The organism is Bradyrhizobium sp. CCBAU 11430 (assembly GCF_028128855.1).
Classification (GTDB): Bacteria; Pseudomonadota; Alphaproteobacteria; order Rhizobiales; family Xanthobacteraceae; genus Bradyrhizobium; species Bradyrhizobium ottawaense.
Window position 1 is genome coordinate 109543 of the sequence record NZ_LBJV01000054.1, and the last position, 25109, is coordinate 134651.

A 25109-nucleotide genomic window follows, 5' to 3' on the forward strand; every position below is an offset into this window, starting at 1 on the left:
CTCCCGCGGCGCAAAATCCCTCGCCGGACCAGGACAACAAGGATCCCCGACATGACGCTGTTGCAGGTCGAGCTGGACGATAAATACCGGCTCGAATCGAAGCGGATCTTCCTGTCCGGCACACAGGCTCTGGTTCGCTTGCCGATGTTGCAGCGCGAACGCGACCGGCTCCAGGGTCTCAACACCGGCGGATTCATCTCCGGCTATCGCGGCTCCCCGCTCGGCATGTACGACCACGCGTTGTGGCGCGCGAAGTCGCACCTCCAGCAGCACGACATCGCCTTCGTCCCTGGCCTGAACGAGGATCTGGCTGCAACCGCGGTCTGGGGCAGCCAGCAGGTCGGGCTGTTTCCCGGCGCCAAGGTCGATGGCGTGTTCGGCATCTGGTACGGCAAGGGCCCCGGCGTCGACCGCTCGGTCGATGCGCTCAAGCACGCCAACGCGGCCGGCACGTCACTCAATGGCGGAGTGCTCGCGCTCGCCGGCGACGACCATGGCTGCCAGTCCTCGACGCTGGCGCATCAGAGCGAGCAGGTGTTCGCGGCGGCGCTGATCCCCGTAATCAATCCGGCGACGCTGCAGGATTATCTCGATCTCGGTCTCTATGGGTTCGCGCTGTCGCGCTTCTCCGGCTGCTGGGTCGGCTTCAAGGCCATCAGCGAGACGGTGGAAAGCTCGGCGTCGATCGACAGCGATCCGGAACGCATCAGGATCGTGCTGCCCGACGATTTCGAGATGCCACCCGGCGGCCTCAACATCCGCTGGCCCGATCCGCCGCTGGAGGCGGAGCGGCGCCTGTTCGGCCCGAAAATGGCCGCAGTGCAGGCCTTCGCGCGCGCCAACCAGCTCGACCGCATCGTGCTCGATTCAAAGCCGGCGCGGCTCGGCATCGTCGCGACCGGCAAGGCCTATCTCGATCTGCGCCAGGCGCTGGCTGATCTCGGCATCACCGACAAGGACGCGCAGGATCTGGGCCTTCGCATCTACAAGGTCGCGCTGACCTGGCCGCTGGAGGAGAGCGGCGCCAAGCGTTTCGCCGAGGGTCTGCAAGACGTGCTCGTGGTCGAGGAGAAGCGCGGATTCATCGAAGACCAGCTGATGCGCATCCTCTACAATATCGATGTGTCCAGACGCCCGACCGTCACTGGAAAACGCGACGAGCGCGGCGCGCCACTGCTGCCGAGCGAAGGCGAACTGACGCCGACCATCGTCGCGGGCGCGCTGGTGGCACGGCTGCGCAAGCTCGGCCATCACAGCCCGGTGCTGGAGCAGCGGCTCGCGCGGCTGGAGGCCTTCGACAATCCGGTCACCGCCAACACGCAGATCAAGCTCGCGCGCACGCCGTTCTTCTGCTCGGGCTGCCCGCACAACACCTCGACGCGCGTGCCCGAAGGCAGCCGCGCCATGGCCGGCATCGGCTGCCACGGCATGGCCCTGAGCATGCCGACCCGCCGCACCGATCTGATCTCGCATATGGGCGCCGAGGGCGTGAACTGGATCGGGCAATCGCCCTTCACCACCGAGACGCACATCTTCCAGAATCTCGGCGACGGCACCTACACCCATTCCGGCCTGCTTGCGCTTCGCGCCGCCTCCGCCGCCGGCATCAACATCACCTACAAGATCCTCTACAACGACGCCGTCGCGATGACCGGCGGCCAGCCCGCCGAAGGCGCCTTCAATGTCGCGCAGATCGCGCATCAGGTCTGGGCCGAGGGCGTCAAGCGTCTTGCAATCGTCTCGGACGATCCGGGCAAGTACCCGCAAGGAAACTACTTCCCGCAAGGCGCGACTATCCACCATCGCCGCGAGCTCGATGCCGTGCAGCGCGACCTGCGCGACATCAAGGGTCTCACGGTCATCATCTACGACCAGACCTGCGCGGCGGAAAAGCGCCGCCGCCGCAAGCGCGGGCTCTATCCCGATCCCGCCAAGCGCGCCTTCATCAATGAGCTGGTCTGCGAAGGCTGCGGCGACTGTTCGCAGGCCTCCAACTGCGTCTCGGTGCAACCGCTCGAGACCGAGTTCGGCCGCAAGCGCCAGATCGACCAGTCGAACTGCAACAAGGACTTTTCCTGCGTCGAGGGTTTCTGCCCAAGTTTCGTGACCGTCCATGGCGGTTCGCTCAAGCGCATGAAGACTTCGGCCGTCGATTCAGGCCAGCTCTTCGCCGACCTGCCGCTGCCGCCCGCACGCGAGCTGGACGCGCCCTACAACATCCTCGTCACCGGCATCGGCGGCACCGGCGTCATCACCATCGGCGCGCTGCTCGGCATGGCCGCCCATGTCGACGGCCGCGGCTGCTCGGCGCTCGACTTCACCGGCCTGTCGCAAAAGAACGGTGCCGTGATGAGCCATGTCCGCATCGCACGGAGGCCGGAGGATATCTCCGCGGTCCGCATCACCACGGGCGGCGCCGACGTCATCCTCGGCTGCGACATGATCGTCTCGGCCGGCCCCACCGCGCTCAGCCGCGCCGAACGTGGCGTGACCAAAGCCTATATCAACGCCGACCTGCAGCCGACCGCGAGCTTCGTGCAAAATCCCGATCTCGACTTCGAGATGGGCACGATGCAGACGGTGCTGCGCGACGCCGTCGGCGACAAGAACCTCGATATCATCGATGCCACCGGCATTGCCGCCGCGCTGTTGGGCGACAGCATCGCGACCAACCCCTTCATGCTCGGCTTTGCCTTCCAGAAGGGCGCGATCCCGCTGTCGCTGGAAGCACTGCTGCGCGCCATCGAAATCAACGGCGCCGCGATCGAGATGAACAAGCTCGCCTTCACCTGGGGGCGCATGGCCGCCCACGACATGTCGCGGGTGCGCAGCGTGCTCCAGTTCAAGAGCCGTGCATCCGCGCCTGTGAAGTCGCTCGACGACATCATCGCCACCCGCGCGGCGTTCTTGACCAGCTATCAGGACAAAGCCTATGCCGGCCGCTACCTCGCGGCTGTTGCCAAGGTGCGCCAAGCCGAGAGTGCGGCTTCGCCAGCGTCAACCGAGCTGACCGAGGCCGTCGCGAAAAACCTGTTCAAGCTGATGTCCTACAAGGATGAGTACGAGGTCGCGCGGCTCTACACCGACGGCAGCTTTGCTAACAAGGTGTCCGAAAAATTCGACGGCGACTTCACCCTGAAATACCATTTGGCGCCGCCGATCTTCGCGAAGCGCGACAAGACGACAGGCCGGCTGCAGAAGCAGGAGTTCGGCGGCTGGATGATCCATGCCTTCCGCGTTCTCGCCAAGCTTAAATTCCTGCGTGGCAGCGCGCTCGATCCGTTCGGCCGCACCGAGGAGCGCCGGAAGGAGCGGAAGCTGGTTGAAGATTATCTCGGCATGATCGATCAGCGGATCGCGGGTTTGAAGGCAGAGCAGATCCCGCTGCTGGCAAGGCTCGCGAGGGTGCCCGAGACGATCCGAGGCTTCGGCCACGTCAAGGAGGCCAATATCAAGCTGGCAGCGGCCGAGACGGCGCGGCTGGAGGCGGAGCTGGAGAACAGCCGTTTTGCGGCGGCGGCGGAGTAGCGGTGAGGACGCAAGCTCTCTCCACGCGTCATTGCGAGGAGCTCGCGACAAAATTGCGCAGCAATTTTGCGCTGATGCGACGAAGCAATCCAGACTGCCTCCACGAAGGATTCTGGATTGCTTCCGCCATCGCCAAGGCTTCGGCGGACAAGTCGCTACGCTCGCAATGGCGCGGATATAGCGGGTGCGCTCCTCAGACAACCGCCTTCGCAGCACTCGGCGCGATCATCGCCCCCTCCGCCAGGTGCCGCCCCGCAATATACCCGAACGTCAGCGCCGGCCCTAACGTGATCCCCGGCGCCGGATAATTGCCGTTCATGATCGAGCCCATGTCGTTGCCGCAGGCGTAGAGGCCGGCGATCGGCGTGCCGTCCTCGCGCAGCACACGGGCTTGCGCATCGACCTTCATGCCGATGGCCGTGCCGAGATCAGCCGGATGGATGCGCATCGCGAACAACGGCGCGCGGACGATCGGCGCAACGCAGGGATTGGGCTTGTGGCTGATATCGCCGAGATGGCGCTGGTAGAGGGTGCTGCCGCGGCCGAATTCGCCATCGCGCCCCTCCTTCGCGCCTTCGTTGTAGCTCGCGACCGTCGCCGCCAGCACCGGCGGCTGGACGCCGATCTTCGCCGCGAGCCCCGCGATATCAGGCGCCTCGACCAACTCGCCGCTCGCCACATAGCGCCGATAGCTGCGCGTGAACGGCTTGATGCGGCCGAGGCCGTAAGCCCACAGGAACCGGCGGTCGCAGATCAAATAGAACGGCCGGTCCGGCTCGCCATCGCCATGACGGAGCATGGCGAGCACGAACTCGTGGTGGGACAGCGCCTCGTTGACGAAACGCCGGCCCGCTGCGTTGACGGCGATCACACCGGGCTTGGCGCGGTCGGTCACAAGGTGCGGGAACACGCCGCGGCTGCCGTCGGCGCGGCGGAACAGCGAGGCCGGCACCCAATAGGCCGGGCTGGTCGCGTCCGTATTGAGCGCGGCACCAGTCGTTGCCGCGAGCCGAAGTCCGTCGCCGGTGCTGGAGGGGTTGGTCGCCGAGACAAATCCAGCCGCCGCCGGGAAGAAGCGCTTGCGCAAGCTCGAATCGTGCGAAAAGCCGCCGGTCGCCAGCACCACGCCGCGGCGCGCTGCGATGGGCCGATCGCGGGAGCCATGACGGATCACCACGCCGCTGACGCGTTCGCCCTGCATCGAGAGGTCTTCGACGTCGGCGCTGAAGAGAACTTCGACCTGCCGCGCCAGCAGCGAAGCATAGAGCTGCGCGGCAAGTGCGTTGCCGAGATGCAGCGACGTTCCGCGCGGGCTGCGCAGCCGCTGCAGCGCATATCGAGAGACCAGCCGCGCCGCGCGCATGGTCGAGCGCAGCGATTTTCCAACGCTGCGCAAATGCGGAACGTCGAGAGGATTGACCATCATCCCGCCGAACAGGGTGAACTCCGGCAGCGGTGGCCGCAATCGCGCAAAAGCGGCGCCGAGCCGCGTGCCAGCGAAACCGACCGGCTCCAGCACGCGGCCGCCAGACGTTGCGCCCAGCCGCTCCGGATAACAATCCGGACAGGTCTTCACCGGCTGGAGACGAACTTCCGTGTTGGCTTCGAGATAGGCGATCGCCTCGGGCCCGCGCGCGAGGAAGGCGGCACGCAGGCCGGCATTGGCGGGCTCGGGCACCGTGCTCGACAGATATTGGACGGCATCCGCGACGCTGTCGGAGAGCCCGGCCTCCTTCATCTTAGCATTGGCGGGGATCCAGACCATGCCGCCGGACCACGCGGTGGTGCCGCCGACGAACGCGGTCTTCTCGATCACCAGCACGCGCAGGCCCTGCGCAGCGGCAACGGCCGCCGCCGTCATGCCACCGGCACCGGCGCCGATGACAATGACGTCGTAGGTCTCATGCGCCGGCATCATGCGGCGGGTTTCCGGGGACGAGGCATGACACCGTCATACCTCGCCCGGAGGGGCCGACGCTAGCGCTGCGGCTTACGCTCGATCGGATCGATGTCGATCGCCCGCAGGCGGCCGAGCCGCAGCACGTCCAAGGCGAGGCGCCGGCCGATCCGGTCGCGATCGAGCACGCGGATCAGATCGTCGACGCCGTTGATCTCGACGCCGTCGAGCCTGATCACGACGTCGCCGGGCAACAGTCCCGCCTTCGCCGCCGGACCGTCCGGCTCGATCTGCGCGAGCAGCGCGCCCATCTTGTTTTCGATGCCGGCCAGCACCGCATGCCGCCGCGGCACCGGCGCGGTCTGTCCGGCGACGCCGATATAGGCGCGGCGGACATAGCCGTGGCGGATGATCTCCGACAGCACGAATTGCGCGGTATTGCTGGCAACCGCGAAGCAGATGCCTTGCGCGCCGTTGATGATGGCGGTGTTGATGCCGATCACCTCGGCATTCGACGACAGCAGCGGGCCGCCGGAATTGCCGGGGTTGAGCGCGGCATCGGTCTGGATCACGTCCTCGATGGTGCGGCCGCTGACCGAGCGGATCGAGCGGCCGAGCGCCGAGACCACGCCGGCAGTCACGGTCGATTCGAAGCCGAGCGGATTGCCGATCGCGATCACGAGCTGCCCGCGGCGCAAGGTCTTGGAGTTGCCGAGCGCGGCATAGGGTAAGTCGCGCACGCCATTGGCGCGCAGCAACGCGAGGTCGGTGTCGGGATCGACGCCGAGCAACTGGGCCTCGCCGACATGGCCCTCGACGTCGCGCAGCCGGATCTCCTTCGACGTGCCGACCACGTGGCTGTTGGTGAGGACGAGGCCATCAGGTGAGATCACGATGCCCGAGCCGAGTCCGCCGCGCTCACGGCCGTTCGGCACTTTTGGCCCGGTCTCGACACGCACGACCGCGGGGCCGACCCGGTCGGTCACATCGATCACGACATTGGAATAGGCGTCCAGCAACGCCCGGTCATCGGCCGGCGCAGATGCCGTCGTTCGCGATGACGCGGCGTCATCGACGATATCTGAGGTGAAATCCAGCATGGCAAGAGTCCTTGAAGGCTCACACAGATGGTGGCCTGTGCCCGGCCGCGCAAGGTGCCAGCCGGGGGCGCAGGGCTGGACTGCCCAGATGGCTAGGGCGCCCGCCTGAGCGTACCGGCCCTCGCCTTCACCGGGTCGAGCAGCGACCAGTCCCCATCCGGAAGCACATGGCCCTTCGGGAATGGCGCCCGCAGTTCGATCCCCAGCGAACCCAGCACGCGGTCGTCGCGGTAGTAGCATTGCAGCACGACGCGGACGAGCGTCGCGGCGGCGACGCCGCCGTGTTTGCGAAACTCCTGCGCCACCGCATCGCGCCTGGCGGCATCGAGCTCGGCGAGCGGCGCTCCTGCCAGCCGCGCCAGATCATCCAGCGCGGCCGCGACCAATTTGGTATCGCGGCCAAGCGTTGCGAGCATATCTGCCTGGATCGCGGGATCGTCGGCGCCGGGCACCTTGTACTCGTCGCTGGCGGGAACGATCATCGCGGCGATGCTGCGGAGGTCGTCGCGTTGGGTGCGCGTGAGATTGTCTGCGGACATGGCGGCCTTAATCAAACAAATTGGCGAGGCGCTGCTTCATCTGGTCGGCGATGTAGAGCGCGAGGGCTTGGATGGTGGAGGTCGGGTTCACGCCGCCTGACGTGACAAAAATGCTGCCGTCGACGATGAAGAGATTCTTGACGTCGTGCGTGCGGCCCCATTCATTGACCACGGAGCTCTTGGGATCGGTCCCCATCCGCGCGGTGCCGAGCAGGTGCCAACCGCCCCAGGGGATCGGCGAGTTGATGCAGATATCGGTGGCGCCCGCGGTCTCCAAAACCTCCCGGCCACGCGCCAGCGCATGTTCCATCATCTTCCGGCTGTTCTCGCTGATGGTGTAGTCGATCTTCGGCGCGGGAATGCCGTGGCTGTCTTTCAGGACGGGATCGAGCGTGACGCGATTATGCTCCTCCGGCAGATCCTCACAGATCGCGGAAAATCCGAGCCGGTGGCCGTTGAGCTTGCGGAAGACGCGGTGATGATCCTCGCCCCAGGGCAGAATGCCCTTTTGCTCGCTGACGACAGCCTCAAACACCGGTCCGGCCCCGCGCACGAACTGAACGCCATAGCCGCGCACGAAGCCACGCGAGGGGTCCGTGTCGTACCACTCCTTGCTCCACAGGCAGGTCGGCGGCGCGCGGTTGCTATCGGTCGGTTCTTTTACATAGCCGTAGATCTGCGCGTAGGGATGGAACATCAAATTCTTGCCGACGAGGCCCGACGAATTGGCAAGCCCATTCGGAAAACGCGAAGACGCTGAATTCAGCAATAGCCGCGGCGTGCCGACGCCGTTGCAGGCGATGATGACGACATGCGCGGGTTGGAACTGCTCGATGCCGTCCTTGTCGTAATAGACCACGCCCGAAGCCATACCGTTCTCGTCGGTGGTGATCTCGCGCACCCGGCAATGAGTGCGCAGCTCGACGCCGGCGCGAATCGCCTGCGGCCAATAGGTGATGTCGGTGGAGGATTTCGCGCCCTGCGCGCAGGCCGGCGTGCAATGGCCGAGATTGATGCATCGCGCCCGGCCCTCATAATCCATCGTCGCGACCGTCGTGTCTGACGGCCACCAGTGCCAGCCGAGCTTGTTCATGGCCTTGCCGATGATGGCGCCGGACAATCCGAGCGGCTGTTGCGGCATCGGCGGATGCGTCAGCGGCGAGAGCGGATCGCCTGACAAGCCCGACGTGCCCATGATCCGATCGTTCTCCTCGAAGAACGGGGTCAGCGCGTCGTAATCGATCGGCCAGTCGTCTGCGACGCCGTCCAGCGTCCTCACCTTGAAATCGGAGGGATGCAGCCGCGGCCAGTGCGCGGTGTACATCACCGTGGAGCCGCCGACCGCGTTGTAGTTCACGACCTTGATCGGCGAATTGTCGTCGTTGATCGGATAGTCCTCGGGCCGGCCGCGCACGTTCGGGCTCGACGACCACTCGCCGTAGAACTTGGCCTCCCAGTCGCGGCCGGTGCTGGGATATTCCGCCGGGTTCATCCAGCCGCCCTGCTCCAGGCAGAGAATGTGCATCTTGGTCTCGGCCAGCGACCACGCCACCGCCGCGCCCGAAGCGCCGGCGCCGATGATCAGGACGTCCACGGGGTCTTTCATCGCAACCTTTTCCTCCCGCCCTCGCCGCTTCCCGGGCGATTCGGCCTGCACGGTCCGCAAGGCCCGCGAACGATAGGGTCAGAGCGGGCGGGGAGTAAAGCCGCGGGGCCGGAATGTCGCACTTCGCAGGGTGCAGACCATTGGTATCGCCACATCCGGATGCTAGGAACAGGCGCACGAGCAATCGATAGCGAGACCGTATGTCCTTCCGAAATGTCTTTGCCGCCGCCCGCGCTTTTGCGCTCGTTTTGTTTTTCGCCTTGTCCGGAGTCCTGGCGTCTTCCGAGCCGGCTTCCGCGCTGACCGCCGCCGCGACAGTCCGCGACGGCAACTCCATCCAGCTTGGCGACGTTACCTACCGTCTCGACGGCGTCGACGCGCCCGAGCTCGACCAGGTCTGCATCGACGACCACGCCGATCCCTGGACCTGCGGCATCGAGGCTCGCGACCAGCTGGCGAAGCTGATCAACAAGCGCTCCGTGCGCTGTGACGATGTCGGGCCGGAGAAGAGTTTTGGCAAACGGCACCGGGCGATCTGCACGGCCGAGGGCGACAAGGCCAGCTTGAACGAACAGCTGGTCAAGCTCGGCTTTGCCGTTGCGCGGGAGCCGATCAAGGCGAACGTCAAGCCGGCCGTGGCCGAGGCCAAGTCAGCTGCCGCCGGGATCTGGAAGGGCTGTTTTGTTGCACCGCAAGACTTCCGCGCGGGCAAGAAGGACGGCGCACTGCTGGGCGCCGCCTGCCGCCCCGACCGCGACAAGGAAATTCGGGCCGTGCTGTTCCCGGAGGAGCTGACGATGCCGCCGAGTTGCAGCATCAAGGGAAAGCTCGCGGTGCGCGCACGCGTCACCGGCAATATCGGCATCTATCATTTGCGGGGTTGCCCGAGCTACCCGGCGACCACCAAGCCGGACCGCTGGTTCTGTTCGGAGGACGACGCCCAGGCGGCCGGCTTCCGCAAGGCCTATAACTGCCGCCGGCCGAAGTGAATAATTCCCTCACGCATCCGTGAGTAGTAGACCGGGACCGTATTGATCCGGAATTGAACTCCTTCGCGAGTTGCTGCACTCATAAAGGTAACGCAAGCGCTTGCGCGAGCGTTTCCTTGGCAGCAATCCGGCTCCGGCCCGATTGCCCTGCTTGGGCGTTTCCTCCCTAGACTTGGGCCGCTTGTCACAACAAGCGGCTCTTCTTTTTTGGGCGGCTCTATCACTGCATCCGCATGATCTGGTCCATCGGCGGCATGTTCGCATTCAGATGCGCCATGATCCAGACCGTGCCGCCCACCACCAGGAAGACCACCAGCAGGCCGAAGGCCAGCGCCAGCACGTTGTTGGTGTTGTCGGGACCGGTCGTGATGTGCAGGAAGAACACCAGATGGACCCCCATCTGCGCGATCGCCAGCACGATCAACGCAACCGGGATGGAGGGCTGCCAGACCAGATCGGTGCCGGCGATGAAGAACGACGTCGCCGTGAGCAGCAGCGCCAGGACAAGGCCGACGACGTAGCCGAGAATACGGGTGCCGACACTGTGTTGCTCTTCCTCGCCCGGCGCGAGGTCGTGGTCGCTCCGCGCGTGGCTCTGATCGCTCATGCGGCACTCCCAAGCAAATAGACGACGGAGAACACCCCGACCCAGACGATGTCGAGCGCGTGCCAGAACAGCGCAAAGCACATCATCCGGCGCAGGACGTCGGCGCGAAAGCCTTTCGCAAACACCTGGGCCATCATGGTGAGGAGCCACAGCACGCCGGCCGAGACATGCAGGCCGTGGCAGCCGACCAGCGAGAAAAACGCGGTCAGGAACGCGCTGCGCGACGGGCCATAGCCGCGCGCGACGAGGTCGGCGAATTCGCGGAATTCGATCGTCAGGAATATGAGTCCCAACAGACAAGTCACGCCCATGCCGAGATAGAACCAGAACCGGTTGCGCACATCGGCGGCAATGCTGGCCATGCCGCAGGTAAAACTCGACAACAGCAGGCAGACCGTCTCGATCGCGACATTCCTCTGCTCGAAGATCTCAGAGCCCTTCGGGCCGCCGGCCGTCTGCCCAGACAGCACCGCATAGGCCGCGAAGAAGCAGGAGAACATCACGATGTCGGACAGCAGGAAGACCCAGAAGCCGTAGGCGGTCACGATCCGCTTCGAAGCGGGTCCGGGATGCTCGATGACGAGCCCGATGTGATGGGGATCGGCATGCGCATGGCCGGCGGTCGCGGTCATCGCCATCAGACCGGCCCCGCCATGCTGACGAGGCTGCGTCGTTCCTCGAGATTGATGCGGTCAATCGCGGCGACCTCCTGCGCGGGAATGACGTATTCGTCGTGGTCGCGCCAGGCGAACACGACGAAGGTCGCGAACGCGCCGATCCCGCCCAGGATCACCATCCACCAGATATGCCAGATCAGCGCAAAGCCCATGACGGTGGCGAAGAACGCGCAGACGAAGCCGGTCGGGGAATTCCGGGGCATCTCGATGTCCTGGTATTCCGGCCTGTCGCGTTCGAGCGATTGCTGCTGGGCATGGACTTTCATGTCCCAATAGGCGTCCTCGCCGCGCACGTCGGGATTGAAGGCGAAGTTGAACACCGGCGGCGGCGACGAGGTCGCCCATTCCAGCGAACGGCCGTCCCAGGGATCGCCGGTGCGGTCGCGCAGCGACTCGCGGTTGCGGATGCTGACCACGAGTTGCACGATCTGGCAGATCACCCCGATCGTCAGCACGGCCATGCCAATTGCTGCAACGATCATCCAGGGCCGCCACGCCGCGACGTCGTAATGCTGCATGCGCCGGGTCATGCCGAGCATGCCGGCAATGTAGAGCGGGATGAAAGTGATGAAGAAGCCGAGGAAGGTGAACCAGAACGCCAGCTTGCCCCAGCGTTCGTCGAGACGAAAACCAAACGCCTTCGGAAACCAGTATTCGAAGCCGGCAAAGGCGCCGAACAGCACGCCGCCGATGATGACGTTGTGGAAATGCGCCACCAGGAACATGCTGTTGTGAAGCATGAAGTCGGCCGGCGGCACCGCGAGCAGGACGCCCGTCAATCCGCCGACGATGAAGGTCACCATGAAGCCGACCGCCCACAGCATCGGCGTCGCGAAGCGGATGCGGCCGCCATACATCGTGAACAGCCAATTGTAGATCTTCACGCCCGTCGGCACCGCGATGATCATGCTGGCGATGCCGAAGATGGCATTGACGTCCGGCCCCGCGCCCATCGTGAAGAAATGATGCAGCCAGACCATGAAGGAAATGACGCAGATCGCCATGGTCGCAAGCACCATCGAGCGATAGCCGAACAGCCCCTTGCCGGAGAAGGTCGAGACCACCTCGGAGAAGATGCCGAAGGCCGGCAGCACGAGGATGTAGACCTCCGGATGTCCCCAGGCCCAGATCAGGTTCATGAACATCATGACGTTGCCGCCGGCCTCGTTGGTGAAGAAGTGGAAGCCGAGGTAGCGGTCGAGCAGCAGCATCGCGAGCGTGGCGGTAAGGATCGGAAAAGCTGCAACGATGAGGAGGTTCGAGGCCAGCGTGGTCCAGCAGAACATCGGCATGCGCAGGTAATTCATGCCCTTGGTGCGTAGCTTCAGCACCGTGGTGACGAGGTTGATGCCGGCCACCAGCGTGCCGACGCCGGATATCTGCAGCGACCAGGCGTAATAGTCGACGCCGACGCCCGGCGAATAGGACAGCTCCGACAGCGGCGGAAAGGCGAGCCACCCGGTGCGCGCGAACTCGCCGACCACGAGCGAGAGATTGACCAGCAGCGCACCGGTCGCGGTCAGCCAGAACCCGACCGAGTTGAGCGTCGGGAAAGCGACGTCGCGCACGCCGAGCTGCAGCGGCACGATCAGGTTCATCAGCCCGATCACGAACGGCATCGCCACGAAGAAGATCATGATGGTACCGTGCGCCGAGAAGATCTGGTTGTAGTGCTCCGGCGGCAGATAGCCCTGCGACTGGTAGGCGACGGCCTGCTGGATCCGCATCATGATGGCGTCGCTGCCACCGCGCAGCAGCATCACCGAGGCCAGCAGGATGTACATCACGCCGATGCGCTTGTGATCGACGCTGGTGATCCATTCGCTCCAGAGATAGGGCAGATGCCCCTTCACCACGACCCAGATCAGCACGCCCAGGATCGCGACCAGCACCACTGCGCCCGCGACCAGCGGGATGGGCTGATCGAACGGAATGGCCGACCAATCGAGCTTACCGAGCATCGTGGCCTCCACTGTGCGGACGGCCTGCATCGGAGAGCAGTTCCGGCCCCGGTCCCGGCGGAATGTGCTGGGTTGCGATCAGATCGAACAGCCGGGGATCGTCGAGACGGTAGGTCGGCCTGCCCTTCTCGACGCCCTGCTGCATCAGCTTCTTGTAGCTGTCCTCATTCAGCACGGCATCGGTCTTCGCCGTGGTCGCCACCCATTCCGGAAAGGCGAGCGGCGAGACCACGTTGACGTCGAACATCATGTCGGGAAAGCCGTCGCCGGAGAAATGCGCGGACAACCCCTGCAGCTTGCCTTCGTTGTCGGCGCGCAGGTTCAGCTTCGTCACCATGCCGTTCATGGTGTAGATCATGCTGCCGAGCTGCGGGATGAAGAACGTGTTCATCACGCTCGACGACGTCAGCTGAAAGTTCAGCTCGGCGCCGGCCGGCACCGTCAGCGTGTTGACGGTGGCGATGCGCTGGTCCGGATAGATGAACAGCCATTTCCAGTCGAGCGAGACCGCTTGGATGCGCACCGGGCTTCCAGTCCCCGGCACCGGTGCTGCGGGATCGAGTTGATGCGAGCCGATCCAGGCGACGCCGCCGAGCAGGATGACGGTGAGCGCAGGGATCGCCCACACCACCATCTCGACGCGGCCGGAATAGACGAAGTCAGGCTGGTAGCGCGCTTTTGGATTCGAGGCGCGAAACCAGAACGCAAAACCGAGAATCGCGAAAATGGTCGGCACCACGATCACGAGCATGATGAAGACGGAATCGACCAGAATCGTGCTGTTGGCCGCAGCCACGGGCCCTTGTGGGTCGAGCAGATTCATCGGCAAGCCACTGGCGGTTGGGAAGCCCCAAGACAGAGCCTAGCGCGGGAAAGGCTCCGCAACAAACGCGGCGACCTCAGAACGGTTCCTGAACCGCGAGGGCCAGCCATGCGCGTTGGGCCGGCGCAACATGCAAATCCATGCGATGTCAATGACATGAACGCAAAAGCCGCGCCCTTCTCGCCGGTCGGGGCGATTGCTAATCTGCACGAAAATAATGGGAAGTCCGGATCAGGGAGTGAACCGAAATGCGCTTGAAGGACAAGGTCGCCATCGTCGTCGGGGCCGGACAGAGCCCCGGCGAAGGCATGGGCAATGGCCGCGCCACCGCGCTGACCTTCGCGCGCGAGGGCGCAAAGGTCTTGTGCGTCGATCATCATCTGGAATCGGCGCAGGAAACGGTGGCGATGATCACCGCGAAACATGGCACCGCCGCGGCCTTCAAGGCCGACGTCACGAAGTCGGCCGACATCAAGGCGATGGTTAAGGACGCGCAGTCGCGCTGGGGGCGGATCGACGTGCTGCACAACAATGTCGGCGTCAGCCTGTCCGGCGGCGATGCCGAGCTGCTGCAATTGACCGAGGAAGCGTTCGACCGCGTCGTCGCCATCAATCTGAAGAGCTGCATTCTGGCGGCGAAAGAGGTGATCCCGATCATGCGCGCGCAGGGCAGCGGCGCCATCATCAACATCTCCTCGATGGCGGCGATCACGAATTATCCCTATGTCGCCTACAAGGCGACGAAGTCGGCGATGATCGCCTTCACCGAACAGCTCGCCTACCAGAACGCCGAATTCGGCATCCGCGCCAACGTCATCCTGCCCGGCCTGATGAACACACCGATGGCCGTCGACACCCGCGCCCGTGAATGGCACAAGACCCGCGCCGAGGTCGAAGCCGAACGCGACGGCAAGGTGCCGCTGCGTCGGAAGATGGGCACCGGATGGGATGTCGCCAACGCCGCGCTGTTTCTGGCGTCGGATGAGGCGAACTTCATTACGGGCGTGACGCTGCCGGTGGATGGTGGAGCCAGCGTGAGACGGGGGTAGGTGCGGGCGAACTCAGTGGCCCTTTCCTTCTCCCCTTGTGGGAGAAGGTGGCGCGAAGCGCCGGATGAGGGGTTCTATCCGCATGCAACTATCTTCGTGAGGAGAGATACCCCTCACCCGCCTCGCCGCTTCGCGGCGAGCCACCCTCTCCCACAAGGGGAGAGGGTAAACCGTCACTGTGGCTGTCGGCTTACCCGCCAGATCGTGCCGTTGCCGTCCTCCGACACCAGCAGCGATCCATCCTTCGCCACGGCTACTCCCACCGGCCTGCCCCACACCTCCGTGTCGCTCACGACAAAACCCGTGACGAAATCCTCGTACTCACCCGTCGGCTTGCCGTCCTTGATCCGGATGCGGATCACCTTGTAGCCGGTCCGCTTCGACCGGTTCCAGGAGCCATGCTCGGCCGCGAAGGCGTCGCTCTGATACTCGGGCGGAAACTGCGTGCCCTGATAGAAGGCCATGCCGAGCGAGGCCGAGTGCGGCTGCACCAGCACGTCGGGGACCGTCACCTTGTCCTTGATGTCCGGCCGCGCACCGGCATGGCGCGGGTCCTCGTTGGCGCCGATATAGAACCAGGGCCAGCCGTAGAATGCGCCTTCCTTCACGCTGGTCACATAGTCGGGGACGAGATCGTCACCGAGGCCGTCCCGCTCGTTGGTCGAGCACCAGGGCAGACCGGTTTGCGGCTGAATTGCGAGACCAACGCAATTGCGGATGCCGGTGGCGTAGATCTTCCGCTCCTTGCCATCGGGATTGAAAGCCAGCACCGCCGCGCGTTCGGTCTCACTTGCCCAGGCCGCGCCGAGCGGTTGCGTTTTCGACCACGCCTCCATCCCGCCCGGCGGCGTGCCCAAACCTTCCGCAACGTTGCTGAGCGAGCCGACGGAGACCAGCATGCGCTTGTTGTCAGGCGTGAAGACGATGTCGCGGGTGGAATGGCCGCCGTCATGCGGCAGGCTCGGCACGATCGTCTCGGCCTTGCCGCGCGCCTTGAGATCGCCGGCCTGATAGGGAAAGCGGACGACGCTGTCGGTGTTGGCGACGTAGACCCATTGCGGATTGTCACCGTTCGGGAAGAAGGCGATGCCGAATGGCTGCCTCAGTCCGCTGGCGAACACTTCATTGGTCGCGATCTTGTTGCCCTCCCCGGCACGAAGCACGCGAATGGTGCCGGCCCGCGTCTCCGCGACAAAGACGTCGCCGTTCGGCGCCACCCGCACGATGCGCGGCGCGCGCAGGCCTTCGGCAAACAGCTCGATCTTGAACCCCGCCGGCACCTGAAGCGCAGCCTCGGCCGGGCGCGGCACCACGCGTGACGAGCTCGCAACCGAGCGCGTGGCGCCGGGCCTGACCAGATCCTGCGGCCGGATCAGCCTGACCGTGCCTGGCTTGTCGGCTTGCCAATCACCATAAGCGTCCTTGCCCTGCAACACCGGCTCGGCCTGCGCACCGGTAGCAATCAGTAGCCCCGCGGATATCGCGACGGACAAAATTCTGCTCTTCAAATTGTCCTCCCGGCCTGCAATCTCTCGAACATCGATACCACCGCGACACGTCGAAGCTCTGCCGCATCCCACGTCACCTGATGCCCGCACGATGTGCATCAGCTGCGCCCATCGTACTGGAAAACACCGCGGATAGGTGCGACACATTGTAAGGGCGGGGGTTGCGGTCATCAAAGCTGCGGCATCGCTGTCGCAATTGACGGGATGATCATGTGGGGATCCATCATATCGGAATGGGCGAGCCTGCTGCTGCGCTGGCTCCACGTGGTGGCGGCGATCGCCTGGATCGGCAGTTCCTTCTATTTCATCGCCCTCGACCTCAGCCTCAGGCCCAAGGGCAACCGAACGAGTGACCTGCCCGACGGCGTCCAGGGCGAAGCCTGGCAGGTCCATGGCGGCGGCTTCTACCGGATCATGAAATATCTGGTCGCCCCCTCCCAGATGCCGGACGAGCTCACCTGGTTCAAATGGGAGGCCTACACCACCTGGCTGTCCGGCTTCGCGCTGATGGTGGTGGTATATTATCTCGAGGCCGATCTGTTCCTGGTCGACAAGTCGATCCTCCACCTCACGCCGTTCCAGGCCGGCCTGTTCAGCCTTGCGAGCCTGGCACTGGCGTGGCTGCTCTATGAAGCCGCCTGCCGTACCGGCCTTGCCCAGCGCGAGCTGCCCTTCGCCATCGGCGGCTATCTGTTCCTGGTCGCACTGACCTATGCCTTCACCCATGTGCTGAGCGGCCGTGGCGCCTTCAACCAGATCGGCGCCATCATCGGTACCATCATGGTCGCCAACGTCTTCGCGCTGATCATCCCGAATCAGAAGAAGATCGTGGCCAGCCTGATCGCGGGACAGGTGCCGGATCCAAGGCTCGGCAAAGCCAGCAAGGAGCGCTCGGTCCACAACAACTACCTGACGCTGCCCGTGGTCGTGCTGATGATCAGCAACCACTATCCCCTGCTCTACGCCACGCGCTTCAACTGGATCATCGTCGCGATCATCCTGGCGCTGGGCCCCGTGATCCGCCACTTCTTCAACGAGCGCCACGCGGGGCGGAAATCGCCATGGTGGGTGTGGGGCGTCGCAGCAATCGGCGTGATTGCGATCCTCTTCCTCTCCGCCGCAGGACCGCGCGAGGTCAAGTCGGGCGCACTGCCGACACAGCCGACCCTTGCCGCGGTCGAGGAGATCGTGATGTCCCGTTGCAGCATGTGCCATGCCGCCGAGCCGGTCTGGGCCGGCATCGTGACCGCGCCGAAGGGCATCCTGCTCGATGCGCCCGAGCACATCCATCGCAACATCCGCCTGATCGGCCGGGTCGCGGCCTGGTCCAGCGCGATGCCACCGGGCAACATCACCGAGATGACCAGCCAGGAACGTGCGATCCTTGCCGCCTATCTCGAGCAGGCTCGCTGATGCTGCCGTGCGTCGACAGATCCGCGGAATGAAATTCCGCATCTCCTACTGAATTGAAAATGACTTGACCGCCTATCCGGCGTAGACAGGACCAGCGGCCGCCGACGCGGCCCAAAGTCATTTGCATGCGCGGGGAAAGAACAGTGGCCCTCAAGAACATAATCGGTATCGACCACGCCGTGGTCATGGTTCAGGACCTCGACAAGGCTGCCGAGAACTACCGCCAGCTCGGCTTCACCGTGTCGCCGCGCGGCACCCACAGCGCGCATATGGGCACCGGCAATTACACCATCATGTTCGACCCCGATTATATGGAGCTGCTCGGCGTGCTCGTCGCGACCGAGCACAATGTGCCGGCGCGCGCCTTCCTCGACAAGCGCGGCGAAGGCATCGAGCGTATCGCCTTCACCGCGGTCGATTCCGCTGAAGGCGCGGAGGAGATCCGCGCACGAGGCTTGACGCCGATCGGCCCGACCGATTTCGAGCGTCCGGTAACCTTGCCCAACGGCACGGTCTCGGCGGCCAAATTCCGCACTTTCATGTGGCCGACCGCGGAAGCGCCCGGCGGGGTGCGCATCTTCGCTTGCCAGCACAAGACGCGTGACACGGTTTGGATTCCCGAGTTGATGAAGCACGCCAATGCGGCGAAGCGGATCAGGCAGACGCTGATCGCAACGCCGGAGCCGGCAAAGGACGCCGCGCATCTCGGCAGGCTGATCGACCGCGAACCGACCGCCGAGGCCGACGGCGCGGTCACGGTGCCCTCCGGCGGCGATCGGGCCGACTTCGTCTATCTGACGCTGGACCAGCTCGCCAAACGCTATCCCGGCGTGCCGCTCGCGGGCCTTTCCGACCGCGGCGGCGCTGCGCTGGTGCTCGTCAGCGGCGATCTGGCCGCGACCGAGAGGGCGCTGGGGTCCGCCGCCGTGCGCAGCGGGGCTGCGCTCTGTGTGCCGCCGGCCAAAGCCAACGGCACCCTGCTCGCCTTCATTGCCGCCTGATTTGAACTAATTCTTTAACGCGTGTTTACCCGGCGGCTCTAGGATTCCCTGCAATCCAAGCCACCGGGACCCGACGCATGTTCAAAGAGGGATCGCCGATCGCCTATGACGCGCCGGCCGAATTGAAGAAGTGGCCGTCGCTGAAGGGCGAGAGGCAGAAGGACCGAGGTCCGCCCTATCTCGTCTACAACGGCACGCTCGCCGACTGCGTCCGCGAGCTCATGGGCAAGCCGATCAAGGGCATCTCGCTCTACGACATCATGACGAAGCCGCAAGCGGCTTTCGATCAGACCGTGCTGTCGCCGGGCGATGCCGCCGAGATGGCGATGCGCAAGGATTTCCCCAAGGACTAGCAAGAACTAATTCGCGGCGCGCCTGCCGGCCGTCTTGTCCTTCTGCTTCGAGGAAGATTCCGTCGGCGCATCGAGGAAGACGACGGGCGTACCACGCTTGGTGTTGTCGCCGAGCGTGCGGGCGTCCCAATTGGTCAGCCTGACGCAGCCGTGGGACGCCGACTTGCTGACCCTGTCGGGCTCCGCCGTCCCGTGGATGCCATAGCCCTGCGCCGACAGCCCGATCCAGTACGATCCCACCGGATTGTTCGGGCCCGGCTTGATGTCGAATGGCTCCCTGGATTTAACGCTCTTGAACTTGTACTCGGGATTGTAGTGGTAGGTCGGCTTCTCGTTGGTGCTTGTGACCTTGAGTGTGCCACTCGGCGTCGGACGATCCGGGCTACCGATTGAAGCCGGGTAGAACGCGAGCAGAGCACCACTCCCGTCGAACGCTTTGAGCGTCCCCTGTTTCTTGTCGACCTCGAGCCGTGCAATGCGAGGCAGCTCTTTTCGCGCGGAAACATTCGCAACGACGATCGTCTCGCCGGCCTTGCCAAAGGATTTTCCCGGATTGAGCACCTTGAGCAGATCCGCGCTCATGTGGAATTTCTCGGCGAGCCCCTCGAGCGCGCTGGTGTAGCTCAGCGCCTTCAGCGACCTCATCTGCTCGAGCCTGGCCGGCAGCTCCTTCAGGAAAGGTCCTTTTACATCGGCCTCGTCGATCTTGTAGTCGACGACAATGGCTCCCTCGCTCGCTGCCGTCAGCTTGTCCCAGAGTTCGGGCGCAATTCCCTTCTCGGATGCGATACCGTTCTGCTCGGCAAATGCCTTCAGCGCCTTCTGCGCGTTCTCGCCGAGCTTGCCGTCGATCTCGCCGGGCGAGAATTGCGCACGATCGAGCAGGACCTGAAGCTTCACCACCGATGCGTTGAGCTTGTCGGTGGCCGGCTGTTTTGCGGGCCACGCGGCATCATTCACCGCTTTTGCATCGAGATTGCCCGCGAGCACCGGGCAGATGAGCCACAGCGACATCACCGCGCCAAGCATCCATCGCATCATGATCGCTCGTCCAATTCGAAAAATAGAGGTCCGCGAAACCGCGGGACGTTTCTGTTTGGGAACACCGTAGTAACACCGAAGGAACCGACGAGACCGCAGCTTTGCCGCAATCGGACGGTTAATAACTTCTTATCGCCGGCGCACCGCTGGCCGTTCATCCCACAGTTCGAGGTTGTCTCCGCAAATGCGATTTGTCATCGCGGCTTGCGCCGCGTTCTTGATTCTGATGTGCGACCTCGATCCGTCGGCGTCCCGGCAAACATCAACTTTCGACCGCGCCGTTATTCAGAACAATCGGGCCTCCCCACTTGTTCCGGTGGTCGAACTCTTCCTCGCAAGTGTGCAGGCCATCGAGCTCGCCAACGCGCGTGCCGCCTATGAGCAGGTGATCGAGCCGCCCCGCGCGGACGAGCCAGCCCCACAGGCGCCGGTTTCCCCGACCGAGCGATTTTGCCACGCGCTTCGCGAGGCCGCCGAGGCCAGCGGCATTCCCGTGCCATTCTTTGCCCGCCTGCTCTGGCAGGAGAGCCGCTTCAAGTCCAACGAGGTGAGCCAGGCCGGCGCCCAGGGCGTGGCGCAGTTCATGCCCGGGACGGCCGCCGAAGTCGGGCTCGACGATCCCTTCGATCCCATGAAGGCGCTACCCGCATCGGCAAAATTCCTGCGCAAGCTTCGCGACGATTTCGGCAATCTCGGCCTCGCCGCGGCTGCATATAATGCCGGTCCCGGCCGCGTTCAGAAGTGGCTCGCCAAGGAGAGCGAGCTGCCCCGTGAGACGCGCGACTATGTCCGCATCATCACCGGCACCAAGGCTGAGGACTGGACCGAGCGGTCGGAGGCGCTCGCGATCAGGATCGACCTGCCGCGCGAGGCGCCGTGCGAAGGCATCGGCAGCCTCTCCAAGGCCAAGGATGTCGCCTGGGTCCCGGTGAACCTGACGCCCTCGGTCGCGACCATCATTCGCAAGGCCGAACAGCTTGCGGCGCGCCTGTCGACAAACCGCGCGCGCAAGCGGTTCGTATCCCTGCTCCACAAAAGCGCCTCGGCCCGTGGCAAGGCGAGGAGCATGATTGCAGCCCGCGCGGCGAAGGGCACCAAGGCTCGCGCCATCCGTATCGCGGCGCGCCAACGTTCGGCGATCTGACGCACAAATCGAGAAGCCGCCCGATGGGCGGCTTCCGACGGCGATGAACTAATCGATCTCCTCGATCACGCGTCGTTCGCGAGGCTCGATGACATAAGTCCGGGTATCGCGATGGATGTAGCGGTACTCCCGCAGGTCGGGCGCATCACGGTAGACCGTGCTCGGAAATTCCTCGACCTCGACGCTATCAGGGACGCGATCGCCGACATGGATCTCGGTGCGTGCGGTGCTTCCGGTGGTCTGCCGTTCGCTCCGGCCCTCGGGACGAGCTTTCGCATGCTTGCGGATCGCATCGAGATCGCGGTCAGAGAACTTGCTGGCGCTGCGCTCGCGGGCGGTCGACGTCGTCGTTGCCGTGGATTTCCCCGAATACGGCAGCACCGTCACGATCTTGTAGGTCGCAGGATCCACCACGACGATCTCATCCTTCACCAGCGCGAAGCTGTAGCCGCGATACTGCGGCACGATCTCGACGACATCAGGCGGAAGGGTCGAGAGGTGCACATCGCGCGGCACCACCGTGCCGACATTCAGCGAGAAATTGACGCTGGTCAGCGGCCGGACGTTCAGATGCGAGATCGAGGCGCTGATCTTCGTCTCCTGCTGGCGGTTCAGATTGACGTTGGTCTGCGCAGCCGCCTGAGAGTTGGTCCCAGACCGCTCGCCCTGCGCCTGATTGCCGGTTGGCGCCGTCGGTGCCTGCTGAGCCTGGTTGGTCCCGGATGCAGCGGGCGCCTGCTGCGCCTGATTGCTATTGGCCGGCGGCGGATTGGACCGATCCTGCGCCTGGTTCGTGTTTGCCGGCGGCGGGTTGGCGCCCTGCTGGGTCGCGGGCTGGTTGCCGGTCGTGTTCGAGCTTGCCGTGCCGCTCTGCGGCCGCGAGGTGTCCGTGCTGTTCGCAGCATTGGACGTGCCCGATCCGGAATTGGCAGCCCCGGAGGACGGCGCGGTGCTCTGCGTCGTCTGTGCCGAGGTTCCTGTCGACGGTGATTGCTGCGGCTGCGATGTGGTCTGCGGCGTGCCGGCCGCGCCGGATGGCGAGGTCGTCGCTGGCGCCGTGGAACTTGATTGGGATTGCGGCATCTGCTCAGACTTCGTGGTCGTGCTCGGCGATTGCGCGAAGGCGGCGTTCGCCAGCACCAGCCCTAATGCGGTGGTTGCCAACAGGCGGATCATGGTTCACTCCCTTTTATCAAACGAACGTTGGCTACTAACCTGCGCTAAAACGGCCGGTTCCACTTTTTCCCGAGACAAAGCGGACCGCTTCTGCACGGAACCTGCGATGCCATCGAAGAGTGCCGGGATCATCGCCTATCGCAAACGCCGGGCGATCGAGATCCTTCTCGTTCATCCCGGCGGGCCGTTCTGGCGCAACAAGGATCTCGGCGCCTGGTCGATCCCCAAGGGCGAGTATGCGGACGAAGATGATGCGGAGGCCGCCGCGCGACGGGAATTTGCCGAGGAGCTGGGATTCGAGCTGTCCGTGCCGCTGATCGCGCTTGGCGAGGTCAAGCAGCGCGGCGGCAAGCTCGTCACCGCGTTCGCCGCCGAGCTCGATATCGACGTGCACAGCATCCACAGCAACACGTTCGAGATGGAATGGCCGCCGCGCAGCAGCAAACGGCAAGTCTTCCCGGAGGTCGACCGTGCCGAATGGTTCACGCTCGAAGAGGCGCGGGAGAAGATCAACGCAGGACAACGCCCGCTGCTCGATCGGCTGGCGCAGCTGGCCGGCGGTGAATAGCGATGGAAACAGGTGCGCTCCCTACTCCGTCTTGATGTCCGCGGCAGCGACGACCTCGGCGAGCTCCTTGGTCTCCTTCGCGATCTTCGCGGCGTACTCGGCCGGGGTCAGCACGCTGACCACGCCCTGCGAACCGAGCTTCTCAGCGACCGCCGGATCCTTCGCGGCCGCGGCGATCTCCCGGTGCAGCGTCTCCAGGATCGGCGCCGGCGTCGACTTCGGCATGAAGAAGCCGACCCAGAACGAGATGTCGAAGCCGGGGAAGCCGGCTTCCGCGACGGTCGGCACATCGGGCAGCGCCGGCAGCCGCTCGGCCGACGACACCGCGAGCGCGCGCAACTTTCCGGCCTTGACCAGCGGCACGGCGGAGAGCGGATCGAACACGGCCAGCACCTCCTGGGCGAGGATGCCGACCTCGGCGGCCGAACCGCCGCGATAGGGCACGTGGATCAGCTTGATGCCGGCCTTCTGGCTGAGCAGCTCCATGGCGAGATGGGCAAGGTTGCCGTTGCCGCCCGAGCCGTAAGCCAGCGCACCGGGTGCGGACTTTGCCGCGGCGACGAGATCGGCGACGGTCTTGACGTTCGCCGTCTTGGGATTCTCCGGATTGACCACGAGCACGAGCGGCGCCGAGACGACGGTGGTGAGCGGCGCGAAGTCCTTTTCCGGATCGTAGCGGATATCCTTGAATAGCGTCTTGTTGAGCGTGATGGTGGAGGAGTTGCAAGCGAGCATGGTGTAGCCGTCGCCTTCCGCATGCGCGACACCTTCGGCTGCAATCATGCCGTTGGCGCCGGCGCGGTTCTCGACCACGAAGGGCTGCCCGAGCTTGTTGCCCAGGCGATCGCCGATGATGCGCGCGACGACGTCGACCGGCCCACCGGCGCTGAAGCCGACCATGATTTTGACCGGCCGCACCGGATATTTCTGCGCCGAGGCCTGCGTCGACAGCGCAGCGGCGCACAATCCGGCGATGACGGCCAGCAGGCGGGCGGTTCGTTGCATTGGTTCTCTCCCCAGACATCAGCAGCGCCGCTTGTGCAGGCTTGTTGGTGCGACGCATGTGAAGATCATGAATAGCGGTCACGCCGGATTTCGCAATCGTGTTCGGGCGCCCGCATTCCGCCGCACGGCACGTGCGCGCCGCCTCCAAGCAAAAAATGCGAAAACAACCCCATGCACAGTAGACGGCCCCTGTCGGAACAAGGACTTACGCCAGGCCGCGAGCTTCGGATGTTACGAAACGATTTTGACTCGTCGGGCAAAACAGGGGCATAATGCCATCATCGCGATCCGCGTCAGCACCCGGCCTCCACGATCATGTGGGCCTCGCTTCGATCGCGCACAAGCCCAGCATCGACATTTCAAAACGCAATCGCCGCACGGCAACCGAGAGGGTCGGCTCGCACCAGAGGGGCCGGCTCGCGCATGCCGTGGGCTCGAAGGAGACATCGACATGACAACAGCCATGACACGCAACAGCACGACGCCAATCGTCAGGTACGGCAGCAGGCCCACCCCCCGGGTCAAGCTCACCGGACAACGGATCGCAATTCAGCATCCGGACGCGGAGACCGGCGAGCACTTGATGGGCGAGGCGCTCGGTGCCGTCGATCAAGACGCTCTGCATGGCATCCTCAAGCAATTGACGAAAGCCAGCGTGATCCTGCAGAAGCCCGATGAGGACAATCTCGCCTTCATGATCTCGATGATGAAAGGCATCGCGCCGCGGGATTCTCTCGAGACCATGCTGACGGCGCAGATGGTGTCCGTCCACGTCGCGACCATGCGCTTTGCCTGCCGTCTCGCCTTCGCCGAAGGCATCCCGCAGCAGGAGGGCATTTCGCGCACATTGACCCGGCTGGCCCGCACCTTCGCAGCCCAAATGGAGGCCCTCAACCGCCACCGCGGCAACGGCGAGCGTCCGATCACGGTGCAGAACCTGTCGGTACAGGACGGCGGCAGCGCGATCGTGGGGAATGTCGCGCAGCATGCGCATCTCATCGCTCCCGAGCCGGGCACCGCGATAGAGGCGGGACCGGTGCCGTCCGGCAACGCCGGCGAGCGCGAACGGGCCGAGGCCATGCAAGGCATCACCGCATGAGTGCCGATCGCACCCGCAACACGCG

At 64.6% G+C, this 25109-nt stretch carries 21 protein-coding genes; 9 read left to right on the forward strand and 12 right to left on the reverse strand.

Features of this window, described 5'->3' with window-relative positions; genetic code table 11:
- Positions 1-51: 51 nt before the first annotated feature.
- Entirely contained in the window at positions 52-3528 is a 3477-nt protein-coding gene (locus XI04_RS16070; RefSeq protein WP_271609702.1) for an indolepyruvate ferredoxin oxidoreductase family protein, read from the forward strand.
- A gap of 193 nt (positions 3529-3721) precedes the next feature.
- On the opposite strand, the gene XI04_RS16075 is transcribed toward XI04_RS16070, so the two are convergent.
- The 4 genes from XI04_RS16075 to XI04_RS16090 form a co-directional block, all read right to left on the reverse strand.
- Entirely contained in the window at positions 3722-5446 is a 1725-nt protein-coding gene (locus tag XI04_RS16075) for an FAD-dependent oxidoreductase (RefSeq protein WP_152103328.1), read from the reverse strand.
- A 59-nt stretch (positions 5447-5505) separates the two neighbouring features.
- Positions 5506-6525: a S1C family serine protease gene (locus tag XI04_RS16080; RefSeq protein WP_271623726.1), complete on the reverse strand. Its 1020-nt coding sequence runs from the start codon at positions 6523-6525 to the stop codon at positions 5506-5508.
- Between the two features lie 92 nt (positions 6526-6617).
- On the reverse strand, positions 6618-7064 hold the full coding sequence (locus tag XI04_RS16085) for a hypothetical protein (RefSeq protein ID WP_038946952.1): 447 nt from the start codon (positions 7062-7064) through the stop codon (positions 6618-6620).
- Positions 7065-7071: 7 nt separating this feature from the next.
- Complete coding sequence (locus tag XI04_RS16090) at positions 7072-8670, reverse strand: GMC family oxidoreductase (protein ID WP_271609704.1); 1599 nt, start codon at positions 8668-8670, stop codon at positions 7072-7074.
- A gap of 200 nt (positions 8671-8870) precedes the next feature.
- Between XI04_RS16090 and XI04_RS16095 the strand changes: the two genes are divergently transcribed.
- Positions 8871-9659: a thermonuclease family protein gene (locus XI04_RS16095; protein ID WP_038946950.1), complete on the forward strand. Its 789-nt coding sequence runs from the start codon at positions 8871-8873 to the stop codon at positions 9657-9659.
- A 220-nt stretch (positions 9660-9879) separates the two neighbouring features.
- Here XI04_RS16095 and cyoD read toward each other — a convergent pair whose 3' ends face one another.
- Genes cyoD through XI04_RS16115 form a run of 4 tightly spaced genes read right to left on the reverse strand, consistent with a single transcriptional unit; the run spans position 9880 to position 13727 of the window.
- Positions 9880-10266, reverse strand: coding sequence for a cytochrome o ubiquinol oxidase subunit IV (cyoD, locus tag XI04_RS16100; protein WP_018322693.1), 387 nt, complete (start codon positions 10264-10266; stop codon positions 9880-9882).
- Positions 10263-10904, reverse strand: coding sequence for a cytochrome (ubi)quinol oxidase subunit III (locus tag XI04_RS16105; RefSeq protein ID WP_038946948.1), 642 nt, complete (start codon positions 10902-10904; stop codon positions 10263-10265). The genes cyoD and XI04_RS16105 overlap by 4 nt, the downstream gene beginning before the upstream one ends.
- A complete protein-coding gene (gene cyoB / locus XI04_RS16110) occupies positions 10904-12904 on the reverse strand; it encodes a cytochrome o ubiquinol oxidase subunit I (RefSeq protein ID WP_028143132.1) in 2001 nt (666 codons plus the stop codon). The genes XI04_RS16105 and cyoB overlap by 1 nt, the downstream gene beginning before the upstream one ends.
- Positions 12894-13727, reverse strand: a complete 834-nt coding sequence (locus XI04_RS16115; protein WP_028143133.1) for a ubiquinol oxidase subunit II — start codon at positions 13725-13727, stop codon at positions 12894-12896. Before XI04_RS16115 ends, cyoB begins: the two co-directional genes overlap by 11 nt.
- Positions 13728-13975: 248 nt before the next feature.
- Between XI04_RS16115 and XI04_RS16120 the strand changes: the two genes are divergently transcribed.
- The gene (locus XI04_RS16120) at positions 13976-14776 is read left to right on the forward strand and encodes an SDR family NAD(P)-dependent oxidoreductase (protein ID WP_038946946.1); all 801 of its coding nucleotides are present in this window, start codon (positions 13976-13978) and stop codon (positions 14774-14776) included.
- A gap of 173 nt (positions 14777-14949) precedes the next feature.
- Here the strand turns inward: XI04_RS16120 and XI04_RS16125 are convergent, their stop codons facing one another.
- A complete protein-coding gene (locus XI04_RS16125) occupies positions 14950-16284 on the reverse strand; it encodes a PQQ-dependent sugar dehydrogenase (RefSeq protein WP_212429104.1) in 1335 nt (444 codons plus the stop codon).
- Between the two features lie 210 nt (positions 16285-16494).
- Here XI04_RS16125 and XI04_RS16130 point away from each other — a divergent pair, with 210 nt between their 5' ends.
- The 3 genes from XI04_RS16130 to XI04_RS16140 all read left to right on the forward strand — a co-directional run bounded on the left by XI04_RS16130 (position 16495) and on the right by XI04_RS16140 (position 19051).
- Positions 16495-17697 carry a urate hydroxylase PuuD gene (locus XI04_RS16130; protein WP_038971808.1) on the forward strand — a complete coding sequence of 401 codons (1203 nt, stop codon included), beginning with the start codon at positions 16495-16497 and terminating at the stop codon, positions 17695-17697.
- A gap of 143 nt (positions 17698-17840) precedes the next feature.
- Positions 17841-18698: a VOC family protein gene (locus tag XI04_RS16135; protein ID WP_212476182.1), complete on the forward strand. Its 858-nt coding sequence runs from the start codon at positions 17841-17843 to the stop codon at positions 18696-18698.
- 77 nt (positions 18699-18775) lie between these two features.
- On the forward strand, positions 18776-19051 hold the full coding sequence (locus XI04_RS16140; RefSeq protein ID WP_018322685.1) for a hypothetical protein: 276 nt from the start codon (positions 18776-18778) through the stop codon (positions 19049-19051).
- Positions 19052-19057: 6 nt separating this feature from the next.
- Here the strand turns inward: XI04_RS16140 and XI04_RS16145 are convergent, their stop codons facing one another.
- Entirely contained in the window at positions 19058-20092 is a 1035-nt protein-coding gene (locus XI04_RS16145) for a L,D-transpeptidase family protein (protein ID WP_212476183.1), read from the reverse strand.
- A gap of 184 nt (positions 20093-20276) precedes the next feature.
- Between XI04_RS16145 and XI04_RS16150 the strand changes: the two genes are divergently transcribed.
- Positions 20277-21236: a lytic transglycosylase domain-containing protein gene (locus XI04_RS16150; protein WP_212476184.1), complete on the forward strand. Its 960-nt coding sequence runs from the start codon at positions 20277-20279 to the stop codon at positions 21234-21236.
- A 48-nt stretch (positions 21237-21284) separates the two neighbouring features.
- Here the strand turns inward: XI04_RS16150 and XI04_RS16155 are convergent, their stop codons facing one another.
- Positions 21285-22412, reverse strand: a complete 1128-nt coding sequence (locus tag XI04_RS16155) for a DUF1236 domain-containing protein (RefSeq protein ID WP_271623727.1) — start codon at positions 22410-22412, stop codon at positions 21285-21287.
- 106 nt (positions 22413-22518) lie between these two features.
- Between XI04_RS16155 and XI04_RS16160 the strand changes: the two genes are divergently transcribed.
- Positions 22519-22980 (forward strand): NUDIX domain-containing protein, encoded by a 462-nt coding sequence (locus tag XI04_RS16160; RefSeq protein WP_097669002.1) that lies wholly within the window; start codon positions 22519-22521, stop codon positions 22978-22980.
- A gap of 21 nt (positions 22981-23001) precedes the next feature.
- Here the strand turns inward: XI04_RS16160 and XI04_RS16165 are convergent, their stop codons facing one another.
- Positions 23002-23985 carry a Bug family tripartite tricarboxylate transporter substrate binding protein gene (locus tag XI04_RS16165; protein ID WP_097669003.1) on the reverse strand — a complete coding sequence of 328 codons (984 nt, stop codon included), beginning with the start codon at positions 23983-23985 and terminating at the stop codon, positions 23002-23004.
- A gap of 451 nt (positions 23986-24436) precedes the next feature.
- Here XI04_RS16165 and XI04_RS16170 point away from each other — a divergent pair, with 451 nt between their 5' ends.
- Positions 24437-25084 (forward strand): hypothetical protein, encoded by a 648-nt coding sequence (locus tag XI04_RS16170; RefSeq protein ID WP_038946934.1) that lies wholly within the window; start codon positions 24437-24439, stop codon positions 25082-25084.
- The last annotated feature ends 25 nt before the right edge of the window (positions 25085-25109 follow it).

Coding starts and splice junctions, on each gene's coding strand:
- XI04_RS16070 (WP_271609702.1), top strand. CDS start 52: ATGACGCTGTTGCAGGTCGAGCTGGACGATAAATACCGGCTCGAATCG.
- XI04_RS16075 (WP_152103328.1), bottom strand. CDS start 5,446: ATGATGCCGGCGCATGAGACCTACGACGTCATTGTCATCGGCGCCGGT.
- XI04_RS16080 (WP_271623726.1), bottom strand. CDS start 6,525: ATGCTGGATTTCACCTCAGATATCGTCGATGACGCCGCGTCATCGCGA.
- XI04_RS16085 (WP_038946952.1), bottom strand. CDS start 7,064: ATGTCCGCAGACAATCTCACGCGCACCCAACGCGACGACCTCCGCAGC.
- XI04_RS16090 (WP_271609704.1), bottom strand. CDS start 8,670: ATGAAAGACCCCGTGGACGTCCTGATCATCGGCGCCGGCGCTTCGGGC.
- XI04_RS16095 (WP_038946950.1), top strand. CDS start 8,871: ATGTCCTTCCGAAATGTCTTTGCCGCCGCCCGCGCTTTTGCGCTCGTT.
- cyoD (WP_018322693.1), bottom strand. CDS start 10,266: ATGAGCGATCAGAGCCACGCGCGGAGCGACCACGACCTCGCGCCGGGC.
- XI04_RS16105 (WP_038946948.1), bottom strand. CDS start 10,904: ATGGCGATGACCGCGACCGCCGGCCATGCGCATGCCGATCCCCATCAC.
- cyoB (WP_028143132.1), bottom strand. CDS start 12,904: ATGCTCGGTAAGCTCGATTGGTCGGCCATTCCGTTCGATCAGCCCATC.
- XI04_RS16115 (WP_028143133.1), bottom strand. CDS start 13,727: ATGAATCTGCTCGACCCACAAGGGCCCGTGGCTGCGGCCAACAGCACG.
- XI04_RS16120 (WP_038946946.1), top strand. CDS start 13,976: ATGCGCTTGAAGGACAAGGTCGCCATCGTCGTCGGGGCCGGACAGAGC.
- XI04_RS16130 (WP_038971808.1), top strand. CDS start 16,495: ATGTGGGGATCCATCATATCGGAATGGGCGAGCCTGCTGCTGCGCTGG.
- XI04_RS16140 (WP_018322685.1), top strand. CDS start 18,776: ATGTTCAAAGAGGGATCGCCGATCGCCTATGACGCGCCGGCCGAATTG.
- XI04_RS16145 (WP_212476183.1), bottom strand. CDS start 20,092: ATGATGCGATGGATGCTTGGCGCGGTGATGTCGCTGTGGCTCATCTGC.
- XI04_RS16150 (WP_212476184.1), top strand. CDS start 20,277: ATGCGATTTGTCATCGCGGCTTGCGCCGCGTTCTTGATTCTGATGTGC.
- XI04_RS16155 (WP_271623727.1), bottom strand. CDS start 22,412: ATGATCCGCCTGTTGGCAACCACCGCATTAGGGCTGGTGCTGGCGAAC.
- XI04_RS16160 (WP_097669002.1), top strand. CDS start 22,519: ATGCCATCGAAGAGTGCCGGGATCATCGCCTATCGCAAACGCCGGGCG.
- XI04_RS16165 (WP_097669003.1), bottom strand. CDS start 23,985: ATGCAACGAACCGCCCGCCTGCTGGCCGTCATCGCCGGATTGTGCGCC.
- XI04_RS16170 (WP_038946934.1), top strand. CDS start 24,437: ATGACAACAGCCATGACACGCAACAGCACGACGCCAATCGTCAGGTAC.